Origin of the sequence: Streptomyces sp. NBC_00162, assembly GCF_024611995.1 — a bacterium.
Classification (GTDB): Bacteria; Actinomycetota; Actinomycetes; order Streptomycetales; family Streptomycetaceae; genus Streptomyces.
In genome coordinates, this window is record NZ_CP102509.1 from 4,105,957 (window position 1) to 4,124,084 (window position 18,128).

The window sequence follows — 18,128 nt, forward strand, 5'->3', positions numbered from 1 at the left end:
GGCGGCACCGGTGCGCGCGCTCGTCGTGACCGCGGTGGCGGCGGAGGCAGACTCCGTCCTCACCGGGCTGACCCCTCATCCGGACGCCCCAGGTCCTGAGCCGCGTGCCCTTCCCGGCGGGTACCTCATCACCCGCCGGGACCTCCCGGGCGCCGCCTTCGACGTGCTCGTCGGGGGCGTCGGTCCGGCGGCGGCCGCCGCCGGCACCGCCACAGCCCTGGCCCTCGGCTCGTACACGCTCGTCGTCTCGGCCGGCATCGGCGGCGGGTTCCAGCCCGCCGCCCCGCCCGGCTCCCTCGTCGTGGCGGACGCGATCGTCGCCGCCGACCTGGGGGCCGAGACCCCCGACGGCTTCCTGGACGTACGGGCACTCGGCTTCGGACACAGCGTGCACCTGCCGCCCGCCGAGCTGGCCGCCCGCGCCGCCGAGGCCACCGGGGCGCTGCTCGCGCCCGTACTGACCGTCTCCACCGTCACCGGGACCGCCGCCCGGGCCGCCGAGCTCGCCGCCCGGCACCCGATGGCCGGTGCCGAGGCCATGGAGGGCTTCGGGGTGGCGGAGGCAGCCGCCGCGCACGGGCTGTCCGTACTGGAGATCCGCGCCGTGTCCAACGCCGTGGGCCCGCGTGACCGTGCCGCCTGGCGGATCGGGGACGCGCTCGCCGCCCTCGCCGACGGCTTCCGCACGCTGGGGCCCGTACTCGCGAACTGGGGAGAACGCCATGACCGGTAAGGCCGGGAACGCCGTGCAGATCGCCTACTCGCCCTGCCCGAACGACACCTTCGTCTTCGACGCCTGGGCGCACGGCCGCGTCCCGGGCGCGCCCGGCCTCGAGGTCACCTTCGCGGACATCGACATCACCAACGGCATGGCCGAGCGCGGCGAGCTGGACGTGCTGAAGGTGTCGTACGCCGTGCTGCCCTGGGTTCTCGAGGAGTACGCGCTCCTGCCCTGCGGCGGGGCCCTGGGCCGCGGCTGCGGCCCGCTCGTGCTCACGCGCGAGCCGGGCGTCGAGCTGGCCGGCAAGACGGTCGCCGTGCCGAGCGAACGCTCCACCGCCTACCTGCTGTTCCGGCTGTGGGCGGCGGACGTGCTCCCGGCCGGCGTCGGCAAGGTGGTCGTGCTGCCCTTCAACGAGATCATGCCCGCGGTGCGCGACGGCCGGGTGGACGCCGGACTGGTCATCCACGAGGCCCGGTTCACCTATCAGGACTACGGGCTGCACTGTCTGGCCGACATGGGCGAGCACTGGGAGTCCACGACCGGGCTGCCGATCCCGCTCGGCGCGATCATCGCCAAGCGCTCGCTGGGCGACGCGACCCTGAAGGCCCTGGCCGAGTCCGCCCGTACGTCGGTCCGGATGGCGTGGGACGACCCGGAGGCCTCCCGCCCGTACGTACGGGCCCACGCGCAGGAGCTGGACCCGGCCGTCGCAGACCAGCACATCGGGCTCTACGTCAACGAGTTCACCGCCGACCTCGGCGACGCCGGCTACGCGGCCGTGCGCGGGCTGCTGACCCGGGCGGCGGCCGAGGGGCTGGTACCGGCCATTGCGCCCGGGGCGCTGGCGTTCCCGTAGCCCTCGAAATCCTCGGAGTCCTCGTACGACGGTGCCCCGCCACTCGGCAGAGTGGCGGGGCACCGTCGTCGTAGGTACTGCTCAGACGTCGAGCTGGTCGGCCACCGCGCGCAGCAGGCCGGCGATCTTCGTGCCGTGCACCTTGTCGGGGTAGCGGCCGCGCTCCAGCATCGGCGTGATGTTCTCCAGCAGGGTCGTGAGGTCCTGCACGATCGAGGCGAGCTCGTCGGGCTTGCGGCGCTGGGCCGCCGCGACGGACGGCGCCGGGTCCAGGACCGTCACCGAAAGCGCCTGGTCACCGCGCTGACCGGCGACGACACCGAACTCGACGCGCTGGCCGGGCTTGAGGGAGTCGACCCCGGCAGGGAGCACCGACGAGTGGACGAAGACGTCGCCGCCGTCGTCGCGGGAGAGAAAGCCGAAGCCCTTCTCACTGTTGAACCACTTGACCTTGCCGGTAGGCACGTCCGTCCTCTGTCCTTGTGCTCGTCGGGGTCCGAAGTGCCGCGGAACGGCTCCGGATAACAGCGCAGCGGGTCACTGTGACCCGCCACCTCAAGGCTAATGGCCGAGGGCCCGGTGACAAGACGTTCCCCGGTCCTTCGCCGTCGGCCACTCAGGCCATGCAACTACCCTGGTGGGGTGACTGTTACTCCTCATTCCGACGAAGCGCGGCCCGGCGACGCCCTGGTGAAGGCCGGCGGCATCGTGTTCATCGTGGGCGCCGTGGCGACGCTCGCGACGATGGCCCCGCTGTTCCTCGACGTCGACCCGTTCCCGTCGTACGCGTGGGCCGTGTGCATGCTGATGGGCGTCGGCTTCGCGATCTCCGCGGCGGGCGTGCTCCGCTCGGCCGCCGCCCAGCGACGCGCGGCCCGGGCCTCGCAGGCCTGAGGCTGCCCCTAGACGGGCTGGGCCGCGACGTATTCCGCGAGCCATTGCGGCAGTGCGGTGAGGTCCGCGAGGACCACGTCCGCGCCCGCGGCGCGCAGTTCGGGCTCCGGGCAGGGGCCGGTCGGCACCACCACGGACAGCGCGCCGGCCTTGCGGGCGCCCCGTACGTCGCCCACGTGGTCGCCGACGTAGACCTGCGCGCCGTACTCGCGCAGCGCCCCGGCCTTGGCCTCGGCCCACAGCCAGCCGATGACGGTGTCCGGCTCGATGCCCAGGTGCTTCAGGTGCAGGCGGGCGTTGGGCTCGTGCTTGGCGGTGACGACGATCGCGCGGCCGCCGAGTGCCTGGACGGCCTCGATCGCCTCGCGCGCGCCGGGCATCGCGGGGGTCGGCTCGATGGCGTATGTGGGGTAGATCTCCCGGTAGCGGTCCGCCACGGCCGGGATCTCGGCCTCCGGGAACCAGTACGCCAGCTCCTCTTCCAGCGGCGGACCGAGCCGCGTGATCGCCGCGTCGGCGTCGATGAACGTGCCCGTCTCGGCCGAGAGTGCCTGGTAGGCGGCCTTGATTCCCGGGCGCGAATCGATGAGGGTCATGTCGAGGTCGAAGCCGACGGTGAGGTTCATACCTGCCATTGTGCCGACGCGGGACGGCACCCGGGCCGACAGCAGGCCGACAACGGGGGAACGTACACTTAGGCTCGCCTTACCAGATCGTGAAATAGGTGACATGTCTGCCCCGCCCGCCCTTCGGCGCGCCCTGACGACCCGTCGTACCGGGTGGACCACAGCCCGCTTCCTGACCGTCCCCGGGGGCGGTTCACGATCCTTCTCGATCCTTCTCGATTCGTGTTCAACCTTTTCCGTGCGGCCGCACTCAGGACAGGGGTGAGAGACACGATGTGAAGGGGAGGGCGGATGCCGCCAGGCACCGAGCACGACCCCGGGAACGATTCCGGCCTCGACTTCGAGGCCTTCGCCCGGACCGTTCAGCGCAAGCTGTACCGGACCGCGTACCTGCTGTGCGGCAACGCCGACGGCGCACGCGATCTGACCCAGACGACACTCGCGAAGCTGTTCCAGCACTGGCGGCGGGTGTCCGTCGCCCAGTACCCCGAGGCGTACGCCAGGACCGTGCTGACCCGCACCTTCCTCGCCGAGCGGCGACGGCGGCTGCGGGACCTCCTGGCGCACAGGCGCGCCGATCCGCCACCTCTGCCCGACCACGCCGAGCTGCGCGTCACCCTGCTCGCCGTCCTGGCCGAACTGCCGCCGCGGGCCCGGGCCATGGTCGTCCTGCGCTACTGGGACGACCTGAGCGTCGAGACCGTCGCCGAGCTGCTGCGGTGCAGCGAGGGCACGGTCAAGAGCCAGTGCTCGCGCGCCCTGGCGAAGCTGCGTACCCGGCTGGGCGAGGCCCACATCTACGCGACCGAGAGCTGAGGAGACGTCATGGGCACCAACGAAGACCTCAACGGACACCTCGAACACGCCAGGGCCGTGCTGCTGGTCCGGGACGCGATGGCCCGGACCACCGCGGACCTGCCCGCGATCCCCGATCTGGCAGGCCCGGCCCGCGCCCAGGGCCGCCGCCGCATCGCGCGCCTCCGGGCGGCGATCGGCGGTGGGGCGGTGGCCGTCGCCGCGATCGCCGTCGCCGGAGCCTTCGCCCTGCCGGGCACGGGTACGGGCACCGGTCGGGGTGCGACCGGGGTCGAGGTGGCCGCGCCGCCGCCGAGCTCCCAGGCGCAGCCGCAGCCGCCCGTCCACCTGGAACCGTCCCCGGGCGAATCGTCGATGGCCGATCTGCCGCCCGCCGAGCGGGCACGGCAGGAGAACTTCCAGAACCGGGCCGTCGCCGTCCTGCAGGAGCTGCTGCCCCCGACGGTCGGCACCGTGCAGCGGACCGATCTCTCGGTGCGCCTCTACCGGGGCACCAAGGACGGCAAGACGTTCGACATCATCTTCTCGGTACAGCCGTCGGGGGCGGACCGTACCGACAGGCCGTGCCTGGAGGTGAAGGGACAGGTCTGCAAGAGGGCCACCCTGCCCGGCGGCATCGAGGCCACGGCCGCGACCGCGCCGGTCAACAACGGCGATGTCGCCGAGACCCGGCTCTCGTTCCACTACGGCAAGAGCAACGTCTCGCTGTCCGTCAGCCCGCACGACGCCTCGGGCACCTCGGCCCCCGTCACCGGCGACCAGCTGCTGGAGCTCGCCAAGGCCCCCGGCTTCCTCGACCTGGTCAAGGCCGCCGACAGCGACCCGGTGGAGCAGGAGCAGAAGATCATCCCGGGCGGCTGAGCCGCGCCCCTCGGGCCCGTCCCCGCCCGGTCAGCGGCGGCGGGCCCGCCACACCAGGTAGACGACCGAGGCCAGCGCCGCGGCCCGGAGCAGCCACGGCCACATGCCGTGCAGGGCGCCGCTCAGCTGGTCCTCCGCCAGGGTCTCGCCCCACTTGCCCTTCATCCGGCCCCACAGCCAGACCATCGCCCCCGCCAGGACCACGCCGGGCGGGCCGAAGACGGCCCACTTGCGCTCGGTCGGCCGCAGTGCGCGCGAGGCGTACGGCAGCAGCCAGCCCACGACGAGCAGCAGCCAGTACCCGGTGACCATGCCGACGACGAGGACGGCCGCGGCCAGCAGCAGGAAGGCGTTCGGCCGGGGCCGCGCGGCGGCGGCCGCCGCTTCCGGCTCCGCCTCCGCCGCCTCCTTCTTCGCGTCCTTCTTCGCCCGCCGCCGCTCGCGCAGGAACCGTACGAGGCCCCGTACGCGCGACTCCGGCGGCCCGGCCGGGGGCTCCGGCTCCTGCGCCGCCTCCTCCTCCTTGGCCAGGTGGTCCGGGAACTCGATGCCACCCGCGAAACCCTCGACCTGCGGCCCCGCCCCGAACCCGCCCGGGCTCACCCGCCACCAGTCGGGCTCGGCCCCGCCCGAGGGGCCGAGTTCGTCGAGACCCGCCAGGTGCGGCGGCACGTTCCGCGGCTCCGCCGCCGGCTTCGGGCCGCGCGGTCCCCGCTGGGCGGGCACCGCCGGGGCGGGCGTCACGGGCGCGGACCCCGCACCGGTGACGCCGTGGCCGGCCAGCACCTCCTCCGGCGTGCCGAGCCGCTGGAGGATGCCGCGTACGGCGGCCGGGGTCTCCGGCTCGTACCGGGCGCGCCGACGGTCGATCTCGTCCCGCAGCCCCGACACCAGCCGCATCCGGTCCCCGGAGGACAGCTGCCGCCGCTGCGCCAAGTCCCCGACGCGGCTCAGATATTCGTAGACCAGTTGGTCGCTTTCGATCCCCACGCCCCGGCTCCTCCCGTACAGCCTGTCCCGAAGGTAGCGCGTGCGCCCGTGGAGCGGCCGCGTGCTCAGCGGATACCGTTGGCCGGATGGGGACCGGCCGACTGACCGGCCGACGCGACCAGGAGGCGACGACCGTGCCTGAGGCAAGCACCGCAGGGGGCACCGCAGGAGGTGCCCCGCGCTCCCTCGCCGAGGCGCTGCGCGCCCGCGACGACGCAGCGCTCGCCGCACTGCTGCACGCCCGTCCGGACCTGCTCAGCCCGGTGCCCGGCGACGTGACCCAGCTGGCCACCCGGGCCGGGACCCGCGCCTCGGTGGTGCGGGCGCTCGAGCGGCTGGACCGGTTCGCGCTGCAGACCGCCGAGGCCCTGGCGGTGGCCCCCGACCCCTGCACGTACCCGGTTCTGGAGTCGCTGCTGACCGGCGAGGAAGGCACCACCGGCCAGGACAACGGGGCGCGCGCCGAGCTCCCCCGGGCGCTGTCCACCCTGCGCGACCAGGCCCTGGTGTGGGGTGACGACGACCGGCTGCGCCTGGTGCGCACCGCCCGCGAGCTGCTCGCGCCCTCCGCCCAGCGGCCCTCCCCGACCGGCCTCGGCCCGACCGTCGCCGAGGCCACGTCCGGGATGTCGCCGACCCGGGTCCAGGAGATCGTGTCGGCCGCCGGACTGCCCGGCACCCACGACCCGGTGTCCGCGGTCTCGGCGCTGACCGGGCTGTTCACCGACCCCGAGCGGATGTCGGCGCTGCTGGACGAGGCCCCGGCGGAGGCGCACCAGGTGCTCGGACGGCTCGTGTGGGGGCCTCCGTACGGGGAGGTGACCCCGAACCCGACGGCGCCGGTGCGCTGGCTGCGCGACCGCGGACTGCTGCTGCCCGCCTCCGCGCGGACCGTGGTGCTGCCCCGCGAGGTGGCGCTCCACCTGCGCGGCGGCCTCGCGCACCGGGACACCGCGCCCGTGGCCCCGCCGGTGCCCGCGCACCGCGAGCACCGTCCACAGCTTGTGGACGCGAACGCCGCCGGGCAGGCGCTGGCCGCGCTGTCCACCGTCGAGGAGCTGGTGAAGTCCTGGGAGCACGCCGGTCCGCTGGTGCTGCGCGCGGGCGGGCTCGCCGTACGGGACCTGAAGCGGGCCGCGGCCACCTTGGACACCACCGAACCGGCGGCGGCGTTCTGGATCGAACTCGCCTACGCAGCAGGTCTGCTGGCCAGCGACGGGGAGGCGGACGAGCGGTACGCGCCCACCCCCGCCTTCGACGACTGGTGCGAACTGCCGCCCCCCGAAAGGTGGTCGGTCATCGCGGCGGCCTGGCTGCCGGCCACCCGGACGGCCGGGCTGGTCGGCGAGCAGGACGGCAAGGGCCGCACCCTCTCCACGCTCGGCCCCGAACTCGACCGCTCCGCCGCCCCCGAGGTGCGCCGGCGCGTCCTGGAGCTCCTCGCCGCCCTGCCCGAGGGGGCCTCCCCCGATCCCGACGCCCTGCTGGACCGTCTGGCGTGGGAGCGTCCCGTACGCGGTGCGAGCGATCTGCGCGCCCGCCTCGCGCACTGGACGCTGACCGAGGCGGAGGTCCTGGGCGTCACCGGCCGGGGCGCGCTGTCCGGGCCCGGCCGCGCCCTGCTGGAGCATCGCGACCCGGCGCCGCTGCTGGCACCGCTCCTTCCCGAGCCGGTGGACCACGTACTGCTCCAGGCCGACCTGACGGCGGTGGCCCCCGGGCCGCTGCGCCGCCCGCTCGGCGACACCCTGGCGGTGCTCGCGGACGTGGAGTCCAAGGGCGGGGCGACGGTGTACCGCTTCACGCCCGGGTCGGTGCGCCGGGCCCTGGACGCCGGGCACGCCGCCGCCGACCTGCACGCCTTCCTCAAGGAACACAGCCGTACGCCGGTGCCGCAGCCGCTGGCCTACCTGATCGACGACGTCGCCCGGCGGCACGGGCACCTGCGGGTCGGCGCGGCGTCCTCGTACGTGCGCTGCGACGACGACGCGATGCTCGGCGAGATCCTGGCCGACAAGCGTTCGGCGGGGCTGTCGCTGCGCCGCCTCGCGCCGACGGTGCTGGCCGCGCAGGCCGAACCCGCCGCGCTGCTGGAGGGGTTGCGGGCGATGGGGTACGCGCCGGCCGCGGAGTCCCTGACCGGTGACGTGCTGGTGGCCCGGGCCCATGCCCGCCGCACCCCGGCGCGCTCGGCGCCCGTACCCGTGCCGGACGGCCCGCCGGTGCCGGACGACACCCTGCTGGGGGCGGCCGTACGGGCCATCCGCGCGGGCGACCTGGCGGCGACGGCGGTGCGCAAGGAGCCCGCGTCGCCCTCGGTGGTCCCCGGCGAACTGCCGCGCACGAGCGCGGCGGAGACCCTGGCGACGGTGCAGGCGGCCGCGCTGACCGGGTCGGCGGTGTGGATCGGGTACGTGAACGCGGACGGGGCGGCGAGCCAGCGGGTGATCGCCCCGGTCCGCGTGGAGGGCGGCTTCGTCACCGGCTACGACCACACGGCGGACGAGGTGCGGACGTACGCACTGCACCGGATCACGGGGGTCGCGGAACTGGCGGAGGACCAGGTCTAGGTCCTGTCCGGCTCGAAAAGCGGTGGCCGGGCGGGGCCGGGGCCCCGCACCCTGGTCCGTATGTCCACCGCGATGTCCACCACCACGTCCCTCGACGTACCGAACCGCCAGATCCGCGCGGCCCACACCGACAGCACGATCACCGTCTACCAGGCCTACTCCCCCGCCCTCGGAGGCCCGGCGGCCCGCGACGGCCGGTTCCCGCCCGCCTGGAAGCGGGAGCGGATGACGTGGATCAAGCCGTCGTTCCTGTGGATGATGTACCGCTGCGGCTGGGCCTCGAAGGCCGGCCAGGAGACGGTGCTGGCCATCGACATCACCCGGTCCGGCTTCGACGAGGCGCTCCGCGGGGCCTGCCTGTCCCACTGGAAGCGCGGGGTGCACGCGGACCGCGAGGCCTGGCAGCAGTCGCTGCGCGCGACGTCGGCCCGCGTCCAGTGGGACCCGGAGCGCGACCTCCACCTGAAACCGCTGCCGTACCGCTCGCTCCAGCTGGGCCTGTCCGGGCCCGCCTCACGGGCTTACGCCGACGAGTGGACGGTCGCCATCCGCGACGTGACCCCGCTGGTCCGGGAGATCCGCTCCCTGCTCCGGACCGGCGACGAGGCGGCGGCGCGCGCCCTGCTGCCCGCGGAAACCCCGTACCCGGCGGGCCCGTTGCCTCACCTGGGCGCGTAGTCGATCAGCCCGGCGTCGAAGGGCCAGACCTCACGCATCCAGCGGCGGTCAGTTCCTGCCGAACCCTGGTGTGGCCCGGATGTGCTCGATGCTCCCGCCCCAGGCGGCGAGGTCCCGCTCGTTGTGCTGCCCGCCCAGGGGCTCCAGCCGGAAGCCCTCGCCGACGAGGCTCGTGGGCGCCTCGAAGCCGGCGGGCACGAAATTCTGCTGATCATCACTCATGCGCGGGACCGTACGTGCCTGCGCCGCCGGCGTCAGCAGCTTTTCGACCGGCTCCCGCGCGGCCCGGGGCGCCGGGCCAGAGCGCCTTGTTTCCAGCCCCGGCGCGGTACGGCAGACTGGAGGTTTGACCTGACTGAAACGGGGCGCCGCGCGTGAATGGTCCACTCATCGTCCAGAGCGACAAGACACTCCTTCTCGAGGTCGACCACGAGCTCGCCGGAGCCGCGCGGCGTGCCATCGCTCCCTTTGCCGAGCTGGAGCGGGCTCCCGAGCACATTCACACCTACCGGATCACCCCGCTCGGGCTGTGGAACGCCCGGGCCGCCGGACATGACGCCGAGCAGGTCGTCGACGCGCTCGTCGAGTTCTCCCGCTACCCCGTCCCGCACGCGCTGCTCGTCGACGTCGCCGAGACCATGGCCCGCTACGGCCGCCTCACCCTCTCCAAGCACCCCGTGCACGGGCTGGTCCTGACCAGCACCGACCGGCCCGTGCTGGAGGAGATCCTGCGCTCCAAGCGGATCGCCCCGCTGGTCGGGGCGCGGCTCGACGCCGACACCGTGGCCGTGCACCCCTCCGAGCGCGGGCAGATCAAGCAGACGCTGCTCAAGCTGGGCTGGCCGGCCGAGGACCTCGCCGGGTACGTGGACGGCGAGGCCCACCAGATCGACCTCGTCGAGGACGGCTGGGCGCTGCGCCCGTACCAGCAGCAGGCCGTCGAGGGGTTCTGGCACGGCGGTTCCGGTGTGGTCGTGCTGCCCTGTGGCGCGGGCAAGACGCTGGTCGGCGCCGGGGCCATGGCGATGGCCAAGGCGACGACGCTGATCCTGGTCACGAACACCGTCTCGGCCCGCCAGTGGAAACACGAGCTGGTCAAGCGGACCTCGCTGACGGAGGAGGAGATCGGCGAGTACTCCGGCACCCGCAAGGAGATCAGGCCCGTCACGATCGCCACGTACCAGGTCCTCACGACCAAGCGGAAGGGCGTCTACCCGCACCTGGAGCTCTTCGACTCCCGCGACTGGGGCCTGATCCTCTACGACGAGGTGCACCTGCTGCCCGCGCCGGTGTTCAAGTTCACCGCCGACCTCCAGGCCCGTCGGCGCCTCGGCCTGACGGCCACGCTCGTACGGGAGGACGGCCGCGAGTCGGACGTCTTCTCGCTCATCGGGCCGAAGCGGTTCGACGCGCCGTGGAAGGAGATCGAGGCGCAGGGATACATCGCGCCCGCCGACTGCGTCGAGGTCCGGGTCAACCTGACGGAAACGGAGCGCCTCGCGTACGCGACCGCCGAGACCGAGGAGAAGTACCGCTTCTGCGCGACGACGGCGACGAAGCGGAAGGTCACCGAGGCGCTGGTGCGCAAGCACCAGGGCGAGCAGACCCTGGTCATCGGCCAGTACATCGACCAGCTCGACGAGCTGGGCGAGCACCTGGACGCGCCCGTCATCAAGGGCGAGACCTCCAACGCGCAGCGCGAGAAGCTCTTCGACGCCTTCCGGCAGGGCGAGATCAGCGTGCTGGTCGTGTCGAAGGTCGCGAACTTCTCGATCGACCTGCCCGAGGCCACGGTCGCCATCCAGGTGTCGGGTACGTTCGGCTCCCGCCAGGAGGAGGCCCAGCGCCTGGGCCGCGTACTGCGTCCGAAGGCGGACGGCCACGAGGCGCGGTTCTACTCGGTGGTCGCGCGCGACACCATCGACCAGGACTTCGCGGCGCACCGCCAGCGCTTCCTCGCCGAACAGGGCTACGCCTACCGGATCATGGACGCCGACGAGCTGCTGGCGAGCGACTGACGCAGCGCGGCCAGCAGGGCGGCGAGCGGCGGGGCCAGCCAGATCCACAGGGCCGGCCAGTCCCGCAGCAGGGCCCGGCCGGTGGCGGGCAGGTGCCGGATCCAGAATTCGGCGGAGGCCTCGGGGAAGGCCACCAGGCCCAGCAGGGCGGTACCGGTCAATGCGGCCAGTGCCGTCAGCCCGGCCCGGACGCGGCCGGTGAGCAGCAGGTACGGGACGAACGCCGCCGGGGTCAGGGTGATCCCGGCGGCGGTGCCCAGCGCGAAGCCCTTGCCGAGCGAGCCCGCGGGCCGGCCGAGGTCCCACAGGACCAGGCAGGCCAGGGCCAGGTTGACCAGGCCGGGCAGCGGGGCCTGCACCAGCGGCTCCAGCCACAGCCCGGCGATGGTGGCGGCGAGCACGGGCCCGGGTCTGGCGCGCAGCCCCGCGAGGCGGCAGGACAGCAGGATCAGCAGGGCGAGCAGGCCGGCGCTGCCGAGGACGAGGACGGCCTTCAGGAGGCCGGCCGGGAGCCAGGCGGCGGGTGTGAACAGGATCGCCGCGAAGGGCGGGTACGCGGCGGGCGGCTGCCATTCGGTGAGCGAGATGCCCTGGACGAGGGCGTCGGCCATCGGAACGCGCAGGGCGACGCAGAGCACGCCGAGTACGAGGAGCGAGCCTGCCACCAGGGGGCCGGCCAGGGGCGACGCCGAACGGCTGGGGGCGGCGAGGGCGGGACTCCGGGTCACGCGCGTGACCCTAGTGGATCAGTGCCCGGTGACCGCCGTATCCGGCCAGGGCGCTGCGCGACGCCGGATCAGCGGCGGACGACGCCCGCGTCCTCGGCGTACTCGCCCAGGACGACGACACTGACGGCGGCGGCCGCGAAGACCTTGGCGGCGCGCAGCACGCCGCCGAGGCCGTAGCGCGGACGCGAATCGGAGAGGGAAGTGGCGCCTCCCCCAGACTTCGTCCGGGAGGTGCCCCCAGGGCGGCCGCCCTGGATCGGGGTGAAGGTTGCGGTGCTCATGTGTCCATGGTGCGATTTCGCGCCCGCCGGCACATCGCTCTGGGGGCGGAACCCCCGGGCGTCCCGCGTACTACTCACGGCCCATGGCATCCCCTAGTGGTCGCATGAGTGGTCACATGCCACCCGTACGGAGGCGCTCGAGGGCCCCGGATAATCCGTTCGCGCCGCGCGGGCCCGATGGCTAGAATCTCCGCTCTTGCCGCCTCCCGCCGCACCACCGGGGAGAGCCGCCCACCGGTTGGAACCGGCGGGCCATCTGTTCCGTACCAGCAGCTGGAGGCAGTCCCGTGCCCGCGCACGCCCCCGAGTCCGACCTGGCCGTCAATCCCCTGACCCGCGAGCGGGCCCACCTCAGCTCCTCCCGCGCCGCGCTCCGCGCCATGCGCGAGGACGTTGAGGCCCTCGACATCCGCGACGTCACCGCGAACTGGGTCAACGCGATCGTCCTCCAGGCCCAGATCGACGACCGGATCAAGGCCCTCGCCGACCTCGCCCACACCCCCCTCTTCTTCGGCCGCCTGAACTACCTGCACGCGCCCGGCGCGGAGCTCGCCGAGGGCGCGGAGGGCGAGCAGTTCTACATCGGCCGCCGTCACGTCCACGACGCCGACGGCGATCCGATGGTCATCGACTGGCGCGCGCCCGTCTCCCAGCCGTTCTACCGGGCCTCCAAGACCGACCCGCAGGACATCGCGCTGCGCCGCCGCTTCGGCTACACCGGCGGCGAGCTCACGGCGTACGAGGACGAGCACCTCTCCGACCCCTCCGAGGCGGCCGCCGTCAGCAAGCTGCTCCAGCAGGAGATCGAGCGCCCGCGCGTCGGTCCCATGCGGGACATCGTCGCGACGATCCAGCCCGAGCAGGACGAGATCGTCCGCTCCGGCCTGTCCGGCTCCGTGTGCGTGCAGGGCGGCCCCGGCACCGGGAAGACGGCGGTCGGCCTGCACCGGGTGGCGTACCTGCTGTACGCGCACCGCGACCGGCTCGCCCGTACGGGCACCCTCGTCATCGGGCCGACCCGTTCCTTCCTGCACTACATCGAGCAGGTCCTGCCCGCCCTGGGCGAGTTGGAGGTCAAGCAGGCCACCGTCGACGACCTGGTGGCGCGCGGCGGTCTGGAGGTACGCGGCACGGACGCCGCCGAAACCGCCGTGGTCAAGGGCGACGCCCGGATGGCGCAGGTGCTGCGCCGCGCGCTCGCCTCACACGTCGCGCAGCCCACCGAGCCGCTGATGGTGGTGCGCGGTTCGCGCCGCTGGCGGGTGCCCGCGTACGAGATCGCCGAGATGGTCGAGGAGCTGCAGAACCGCGACATCCGCTACGGCGCCGCCCGCGAAGCGCTGCCGCAGCGGATCGCGCACGCGGTGCTCGTACGGATGGAGCAGGCGGGCGAGGCGCCGGACGACCGCGTGCAGGACGCGGTGGCGCGCAACGCCGCCGTGAAGGCGGCGGTCAAGGAGATCTGGCCGCCGGTCGAGCCGGCGAAGCTGGTGCTGCGACTGCTGTCGGACCCCGAGTTCCTCGCGCTGCACGCGGCGGACGTGCTGACGGCGGACGAGCAGAAGCTGCTGCTGTGGCCGAAGCCGTTCCGGAGCGTGAAGTCGGCGAAGTGGTCGGCGGCGGACCTGGTCCTGATCGACGAGGCCGCCGACCTGGTGGAGCGGACGCATTCGCTGGGCCATGTCGTACTCGACGAGGCGCAGGACCTGTCGCCGATGCAGTACCGGGCGGTGGGGCGGCGCTGCACGACGGGTTCGGCGACGGTGCTCGGCGACCTGGCGCAGGGCACCACCCCGTGGGCCACGCGCAGCTGGGACGAGGCGCTGGCGCACCTCGGGAAGCCGCAGGCGGTGGTGGAGGAGCTGACGGCGGGCTTCCGCGTGCCGCGCGAGGTGATCGCGTACGCCTCGCGGCTGCTGCCGTCCATCTCCCCGGGGCTGGCCCCGGTCTCCTCGGTGCGCGAGACGCCGGGGTCGCTGCGGATCGCGGAGACGGCGGACCTGACACCTGCGGTGATCGAGGCCTGCCGCGCCTCCCTCGCCCACGAGGGGTCGATCGGGCTGATCGCGGCGGACGCGCGGATCCCGGTCCTGGCGGAGGCCCTGGGGGCGGCGGGGCTGGCGTACCTCGCGCCGGGCGAGGAGACGACGGCGGAGTCCCGTCTGACCCTCGTCCCGGCCTCGCTGGCCAAGGGTCTGGAGTACGACTACGTGGTACTGGACGAGCCCGCCGCGATCGTCGACGGCGAGCCGGACGAGCGGACGGGCCTGCGCCGGCTGTACGTCTGCCTCACCCGAGCCGTCTCAGGCCTGACGGCCCTCCACTCGGCCCCGCTGCCTCCTGCACTGTCCTGACCTGCGGGTCTGCTGCTGGGGCTCCGCCCCAGACCCCGCGCCTCAAACGCCGGCGGGCCTGATTTTGGCTGATGTCGTCCGCACGAAAGTGCGCGCAGCGCAATCCTTAGCCCCGAGGGCTGGGTTGCCGCGCAGCGGCAATTCCAGCCCCGCCGGCGTTTGAGGCGCGGGGGTTCGGGGGCAGCGCCCCCGACAACGGCGCCGCGCCGGTCAGCCCAGTTCGGCCCGCCAGTGGGCGACGGCCGCGGCCGAGACCGGGCGGCCCCAGCCGTCGGGACGGGCCGCGCCGCCGATGTGGAAGGCGTCGATGCCGGCCGACCGCAGCACCGGCAGGTGCGACAGGGCCAGGCCCCCGCCGACCAGGATCCGCGCCCCGTACCCCGGCTCCCCCCGCCGCGCGGCCTCGGCCAGCAGCACCGGCATGCCCTCGTCGACCCCGGCCGCCGAGCCCGCCGTCAGGTAGGTGTCCAGACCGGGAAGGTCGGCCAGCGCCTTGCGCAGGCCGTCCCGGTCCGCCGCGCGGTCGATCGCCCGGTGGAAGGTCCAGCGGCAGCCGCCCAGCTCCGCCACCACGGCCTCGACCGCCGCCAGGTCGGGGGTGCCGTCCGGGTTCAGGAACCCGAGTACGAACTCCTCCGCGCCCTCCGCCCGCAGCTCCCGCGCCGCCGCCACCAGACCGGAGACCTCGCCCGCCGCGAAGCCGTCGGACTTGCGGAGCATCACCCGCAGCGGGATCTCGACCGCCGCCCTGATCGCCGCGAAGGTCTCGCGCGGCGGGGTGAGCCCGTCGGCGGCCATGTCGGTGACCAGCTCGAGTCGGTCCGCCCCACCGGCCTGGGCCGCGATCGCGTCCTCCGCGTCGAGGGCGATCACCTCCAGGAGCGCACGGTTGCTCATTCGATCCCATCCTTCGAGAAGCTGCACAAAATAGGTCTAGTCCAATATCCAGGGTACGGGCCTCCGCCCACGCTCCACCAGCAGAATCACGCCACCCCCACAATGTGCGCATGGACACAGGCACCCCGCACACCGACACCACGGCCCTCCGCGCCCGTTGGCAGGCGACCGCCATCGCCGCCGGCGCCGCCGCCGACCGGGATCCCGCCCCCTACGCCGACCGCCTGCTCTCCGCCTGGGCGGAGCCGCAGCGCCGGTACCACACCACCGCGCACCTGGCCGACGTACTGGCGCGGATCGACGTACTGGCGGACCACGCCGCCGACCTCGCGGCCGTCGAGCTGGCCGCCTGGTTCCACGACGCCGTCTACCGCCCCGACCGCTCCGAGAACGAGGAACGCAGCGCCGTCCTGGCCGAGCGCGCCCTCCCCGAGCTCGGCATAGCGCCCGCGCGCACCGCCGAGGTGGCCCGGCTGGTCCGGCTCACCGTCACCCACGACCCCGCCCCCGGCGACACCAACGGCGAGGCGCTCTGCGACGCGGACCTGGCCGTCCTGGCCGGAGCGCCCGAGGCGTACGCCGCCTACGCCGCCGCCGTGCGCGCCGAGTACGGGTTCGTGCCGGACGACGCCTTCACTGCGGGCCGCGCCGAGGTGCTCCGGCAGCTGCTCGCCCTGCCGCGGCTCTTCCGCACCCCGTACGGAGCCGCCCACTGGGAGGCTCCGGCGCGCGCCAACCTGGCCGCTGAGCTGGCACGGCTCGCCCCGCGGGGAATTTGACCGCGTTCGCCGCGGTTGGTGAGAGTCATGCCCGCTGATGCCGCACGCCGCCCCCGCATGCCCGTAGCCGTCTACGTCCTCGGCCTGTCCGTGTTCGCACTCGGCACCAGCGAGTTCATGCTCTCCGGGCTGCTGCCGCCCATCGCGGAGGACATGGGCGTCACCATTCCGCGGGCGGGCCTGCTCATCTCCGCGTTCGCGATCGGCATGGTCGTCGGGGCGCCGCTGCTGGCCGTGGCCACGCTGCGCCTCCCGCGCCGCACCACCCTCGTCTCCCTCATCAGCCTCTTCGGCCTCGGGCAGGTCGCGGGCGCGCTGGCCCCCTCGTACGAGCTCCTCTTCGCCTCCCGCGTGGTCTCCGCCCTCGCCTGCGCCGGCTTCTGGGCGGTGGGCGCGGCCGTGGCCATCGCCATGGTCGACAAGGACCAGCGGGCCCGCGCGATGGCCGTCATGATCGGCGGCCTGTCCATCGCGAACGTCCTCGGCGTGCCCGCCGGGGCCTTCCTCGGGGAGCACCTGGGCTGGCGCTCCGCGTTCTGGTCGGTCGGCGCGGCCTCCGCCGTCGCCCTCGCCGGCATCCTGGCGCTGATCCCGAAGATCCCGCTGCCCGCCGAGAAGCCCTCGCTCGGGCGGGAGCTGCGCATCTACCGCGACCGCCAGGTGTGGCTCTCCATCGGCATCACGGCCCTGGCCGCGGGCGGCGTGTTCTGCGCCTTCAGCTACCTGTCGCCGCTGCTCACGGACGTGGCGGGGCTGGACTCCGGCTGGGTTCCGTGGATCCTCGGCCTCTTCGGGGTGGGCGCGCTGGTCGGCACCACCATCGGCGGGCGGGTCGCGGACGCGCACCTGTTCGGCGTGATGATCTGGGGCATCACCGCCTCGACCGTCTTCCTGGCCGCGCTCGCCCTGCTGGCCTCGGCCGCCGCCGCGGCGATCGCCCTGTCGTTCCTGCTCGGCGTCTCGGCCTTCTTCACCGCCCCGGCGCTCAACGCCCGCATGTTCAACGTGGCCGGCGCCGCCCCGACCCTGGCCGGAGCCACCACCACCGCGGCCTTCAACCTCGGCAACACCGGCGGCCCCTGGCTCGGCGGCACCGTCATCGACGCGAACCTCGGCTTCGCCGCCACCGCCTGGGCCGGCGCCGCCATGACCGTCACGGCGATCGCCCTGACCGCACTGGCCCTCCGGCTGCACCGCCGTACCCCGCCCCCGGCCACCCGCCTGGTCGCCTCGGGCGGCACCGCCACCCCGGCCACCGGCCAGCCGCAGGCCGCGGCCCGCGGCTGACCTGCGCGGCACCTACACCGGCCGGCCCTTCGGGCGGCGAAGGCCGGCGTCCGTGAGGCGGCGGACGAGTTCCTTGCTGCCGATCTCCACCGCGCCCGCGCCGACCGCGTCCGCGTAGCGGTAGGAGGGCACGTCGTAGTGGTCCCGTTCGAAGGCGCGGGGCGGACAGCCGATGGCCGCCGCGAACGCGTGCAGCTCCTCGTACGAGACGTCGCTGACCAGGTGCGACCACATGCGGCCGTGACCCGGCCAGGTCGGCGGGTCGATGTAGACGGTCACGGGTGGAAGACGGGGCCGAGGGCGCCCACCGCCGCCACTCTCACGCCCGCCTCCGAGCACACCCAGTGCGGGTCGGGTCCGAGTTCCGGCTCCACGTCCAGTGCGTGCGGCTCGCCGTGCGCGCAGACCGGGCACAGCGGCCAGCGCCCGTACTTCTCCAGCAGCGCGTCCTGCACGTCCTGGGCCACGAGTCCGGGAAGGTAGCCGACCCCCTCCGGCCACTGCTCCACCCACCACCGGCGGTGCGTGACCGAGTCCTCGACGAGGGAGACGACATCGGCGTCGGCGACCTCGCCGGCGGCGAGATCGGCGAGAACAAGTGCACGGGCGACGTGCAGCGCCTGTTCCAGGGGGGTTGCGTGGTCCATCTGCTCATTGTGACCCCGTACGGGCTAAGTGGCGAAGGTCCTTTCCCGGGCATGACCCATGGCTCCTTGACGCCCGGCACCGCCGAAAATAGCTTTCACGCGTGAGCAAGAGAGCGAAAGAA

20 protein-coding genes are annotated in these 18,128 nt (G+C 73.9%); 11 read left to right on the top strand and 9 right to left on the bottom strand.

The window, feature by feature from the left end; all coding sequences use genetic code 11:
* Positions 1-10 precede the first annotated feature (10 nt).
* Positions 11-733, top strand: a complete 723-nt coding sequence (locus JIW86_RS19030) for a futalosine hydrolase (RefSeq protein ID WP_215139560.1) — start codon at positions 11-13, stop codon at positions 731-733.
* Positions 723-1,580 (top strand): 1,4-dihydroxy-6-naphthoate synthase, encoded by an 858-nt coding sequence (locus tag JIW86_RS19035; protein ID WP_257555019.1) that lies wholly within the window; start codon positions 723-725, stop codon positions 1,578-1,580. Before JIW86_RS19030 ends, JIW86_RS19035 begins: the two co-directional genes overlap by 11 nt.
* An 81-nt stretch (positions 1,581-1,661) precedes the next feature.
* Here JIW86_RS19035 and JIW86_RS41695 read toward each other — a convergent pair whose 3' ends face one another.
* Positions 1,662-2,045, bottom strand: coding sequence for a cold-shock protein (locus JIW86_RS41695; RefSeq protein ID WP_322975534.1), 384 nt, complete (start codon positions 2,043-2,045; stop codon positions 1,662-1,664).
* Positions 2,046-2,222: 177 nt separating this feature from the next.
* Here JIW86_RS41695 and JIW86_RS19045 point away from each other — a divergent pair, with 177 nt between their 5' ends.
* Positions 2,223-2,474: a hypothetical protein gene (locus tag JIW86_RS19045; RefSeq protein WP_215139563.1), complete on the top strand. Its 252-nt coding sequence runs from the start codon at positions 2,223-2,225 to the stop codon at positions 2,472-2,474.
* 8 nt (positions 2,475-2,482) lie between these two features.
* On the opposite strand, the gene JIW86_RS19050 is transcribed toward JIW86_RS19045, so the two are convergent.
* Complete coding sequence (locus tag JIW86_RS19050) at positions 2,483-3,109, bottom strand: HAD family hydrolase (RefSeq protein WP_257555020.1); 627 nt, start codon at positions 3,107-3,109, stop codon at positions 2,483-2,485.
* Positions 3,110-3,391: 282 nt separating this feature from the next.
* On the opposite strand from JIW86_RS19050, the gene JIW86_RS19055 reads away from it, so the two are divergent.
* Positions 3,392-3,916, top strand: a complete 525-nt coding sequence (locus JIW86_RS19055) for a SigE family RNA polymerase sigma factor (protein ID WP_257555021.1) — start codon at positions 3,392-3,394, stop codon at positions 3,914-3,916.
* A gap of 9 nt (positions 3,917-3,925) precedes the next feature.
* The gene (locus tag JIW86_RS19060; RefSeq protein WP_257555022.1) at positions 3,926-4,777 is read left to right on the top strand and encodes a hypothetical protein; all 852 of its coding nucleotides are present in this window, start codon (positions 3,926-3,928) and stop codon (positions 4,775-4,777) included.
* A gap of 30 nt (positions 4,778-4,807) precedes the next feature.
* Here JIW86_RS19060 and JIW86_RS19065 read toward each other — a convergent pair whose 3' ends face one another.
* The gene (locus JIW86_RS19065) at positions 4,808-5,767 is read right to left on the bottom strand and encodes a hypothetical protein (RefSeq protein ID WP_257555024.1); all 960 of its coding nucleotides are present in this window, start codon (positions 5,765-5,767) and stop codon (positions 4,808-4,810) included.
* Between the two features lie 86 nt (positions 5,768-5,853).
* On the opposite strand from JIW86_RS19065, the gene JIW86_RS19070 reads away from it, so the two are divergent.
* Positions 5,854-8,337 (top strand): helicase C-terminal domain-containing protein, encoded by a 2,484-nt coding sequence (locus JIW86_RS19070; RefSeq protein WP_257555026.1) that lies wholly within the window; start codon positions 5,854-5,856, stop codon positions 8,335-8,337.
* Between the two features lie 60 nt (positions 8,338-8,397).
* Positions 8,398-9,015, top strand: coding sequence for a DUF4291 domain-containing protein (locus JIW86_RS19075; protein ID WP_257555028.1), 618 nt, complete (start codon positions 8,398-8,400; stop codon positions 9,013-9,015).
* Between the two features lie 48 nt (positions 9,016-9,063).
* On the opposite strand, the gene JIW86_RS19080 is transcribed toward JIW86_RS19075, so the two are convergent.
* Positions 9,064-9,237, bottom strand: coding sequence for a hypothetical protein (locus JIW86_RS19080; RefSeq protein WP_257555030.1), 174 nt, complete (start codon positions 9,235-9,237; stop codon positions 9,064-9,066).
* 152 nt (positions 9,238-9,389) lie between these two features.
* On the opposite strand from JIW86_RS19080, the gene JIW86_RS19085 reads away from it, so the two are divergent.
* Complete coding sequence (locus JIW86_RS19085; protein WP_257555032.1) at positions 9,390-11,033, top strand: DNA repair helicase XPB; 1,644 nt, start codon at positions 9,390-9,392, stop codon at positions 11,031-11,033.
* Here JIW86_RS19085 and JIW86_RS19090 read toward each other — a convergent pair.
* Together JIW86_RS19090 and JIW86_RS19095 are read right to left on the bottom strand one after the other, a co-directional pair.
* Complete coding sequence (locus tag JIW86_RS19090; RefSeq protein WP_257555033.1) at positions 10,991-11,761, bottom strand: glycosyltransferase family 87 protein; 771 nt, start codon at positions 11,759-11,761, stop codon at positions 10,991-10,993. The genes JIW86_RS19085 and JIW86_RS19090 overlap by 43 nt on opposite strands.
* 68 nt (positions 11,762-11,829) lie before the next feature.
* Entirely contained in the window at positions 11,830-12,042 is a 213-nt protein-coding gene (locus JIW86_RS19095) for a hypothetical protein (RefSeq protein WP_215139573.1), read from the bottom strand.
* 287 nt (positions 12,043-12,329) lie between these two features.
* On the opposite strand from JIW86_RS19095, the gene JIW86_RS19100 reads away from it, so the two are divergent.
* Positions 12,330-14,396, top strand: coding sequence for a HelD family protein (locus JIW86_RS19100; protein ID WP_257555034.1), 2,067 nt, complete (start codon positions 12,330-12,332; stop codon positions 14,394-14,396).
* Positions 14,397-14,606: 210 nt separating this feature from the next.
* Here the strand turns inward: JIW86_RS19100 and JIW86_RS19105 are convergent, their stop codons facing one another.
* Entirely contained in the window at positions 14,607-15,293 is a 687-nt protein-coding gene (locus tag JIW86_RS19105; protein WP_257555035.1) for a copper homeostasis protein CutC, read from the bottom strand.
* Positions 15,294-15,403: 110 nt separating this feature from the next.
* Here JIW86_RS19105 and JIW86_RS19110 point away from each other — a divergent pair, with 110 nt between their 5' ends.
* Complete coding sequence (locus tag JIW86_RS19110) at positions 15,404-16,072, top strand: hypothetical protein (protein ID WP_257555037.1); 669 nt, start codon at positions 15,404-15,406, stop codon at positions 16,070-16,072.
* A gap of 57 nt (positions 16,073-16,129) precedes the next feature.
* On the top strand, positions 16,130-17,359 hold the full coding sequence (locus JIW86_RS19115; RefSeq protein WP_257559359.1) for a Cmx/CmrA family chloramphenicol efflux MFS transporter: 1,230 nt from the start codon (positions 16,130-16,132) through the stop codon (positions 17,357-17,359).
* Between the two features lie 12 nt (positions 17,360-17,371).
* Here the strand turns inward: JIW86_RS19115 and JIW86_RS19120 are convergent, their stop codons facing one another.
* Both JIW86_RS19120 and JIW86_RS19125 read right to left on the bottom strand, forming a co-directional pair.
* Positions 17,372-17,638: a DUF4031 domain-containing protein gene (locus JIW86_RS19120; RefSeq protein ID WP_257555039.1), complete on the bottom strand. Its 267-nt coding sequence runs from the start codon at positions 17,636-17,638 to the stop codon at positions 17,372-17,374.
* Positions 17,635-18,006 carry a hypothetical protein gene (locus JIW86_RS19125; protein ID WP_257555041.1) on the bottom strand — a complete coding sequence of 124 codons (372 nt, stop codon included), beginning with the start codon at positions 18,004-18,006 and terminating at the stop codon, positions 17,635-17,637. The genes JIW86_RS19120 and JIW86_RS19125 overlap by 4 nt, the downstream gene beginning before the upstream one ends.
* Positions 18,007-18,128 lie beyond the last annotated feature (122 nt).

Excerpts from the sequence above, each read along its gene's own strand:
- JIW86_RS19105 (WP_257555035.1), bottom strand. The coding sequence starts at position 15,293 with ATGAGCAACCGTGCGCTCCTGGAGGTGATCGCCCTCGACGCGGAGGAC.
- JIW86_RS19080 (WP_257555030.1), bottom strand. The coding sequence starts at position 9,237 with ATGAGTGATGATCAGCAGAATTTCGTGCCCGCCGGCTTCGAGGCGCCC.
- JIW86_RS19060 (WP_257555022.1), top strand. The coding sequence starts at position 3,926 with ATGGGCACCAACGAAGACCTCAACGGACACCTCGAACACGCCAGGGCC.
- JIW86_RS19110 (WP_257555037.1), top strand. The coding sequence starts at position 15,404 with ATGGACACAGGCACCCCGCACACCGACACCACGGCCCTCCGCGCCCGT.
- JIW86_RS19050 (WP_257555020.1), bottom strand. The coding sequence starts at position 3,109 with ATGGCAGGTATGAACCTCACCGTCGGCTTCGACCTCGACATGACCCTC.
- JIW86_RS19075 (WP_257555028.1), top strand. The coding sequence starts at position 8,398 with ATGTCCACCGCGATGTCCACCACCACGTCCCTCGACGTACCGAACCGC.
- JIW86_RS19070 (WP_257555026.1), top strand. The coding sequence starts at position 5,854 with ATGGGGACCGGCCGACTGACCGGCCGACGCGACCAGGAGGCGACGACC.
- JIW86_RS19055 (WP_257555021.1), top strand. The coding sequence starts at position 3,392 with ATGCCGCCAGGCACCGAGCACGACCCCGGGAACGATTCCGGCCTCGAC.
- JIW86_RS19035 (WP_257555019.1), top strand. The coding sequence starts at position 723 with ATGACCGGTAAGGCCGGGAACGCCGTGCAGATCGCCTACTCGCCCTGC.
- JIW86_RS19125 (WP_257555041.1), bottom strand. The coding sequence starts at position 18,006 with ATGGACCACGCAACCCCCCTGGAACAGGCGCTGCACGTCGCCCGTGCA.
- JIW86_RS19095 (WP_215139573.1), bottom strand. The coding sequence starts at position 12,042 with ATGAGCACCGCAACCTTCACCCCGATCCAGGGCGGCCGCCCTGGGGGC.
- JIW86_RS19115 (WP_257559359.1), top strand. The coding sequence starts at position 16,130 with ATGCCCGTAGCCGTCTACGTCCTCGGCCTGTCCGTGTTCGCACTCGGC.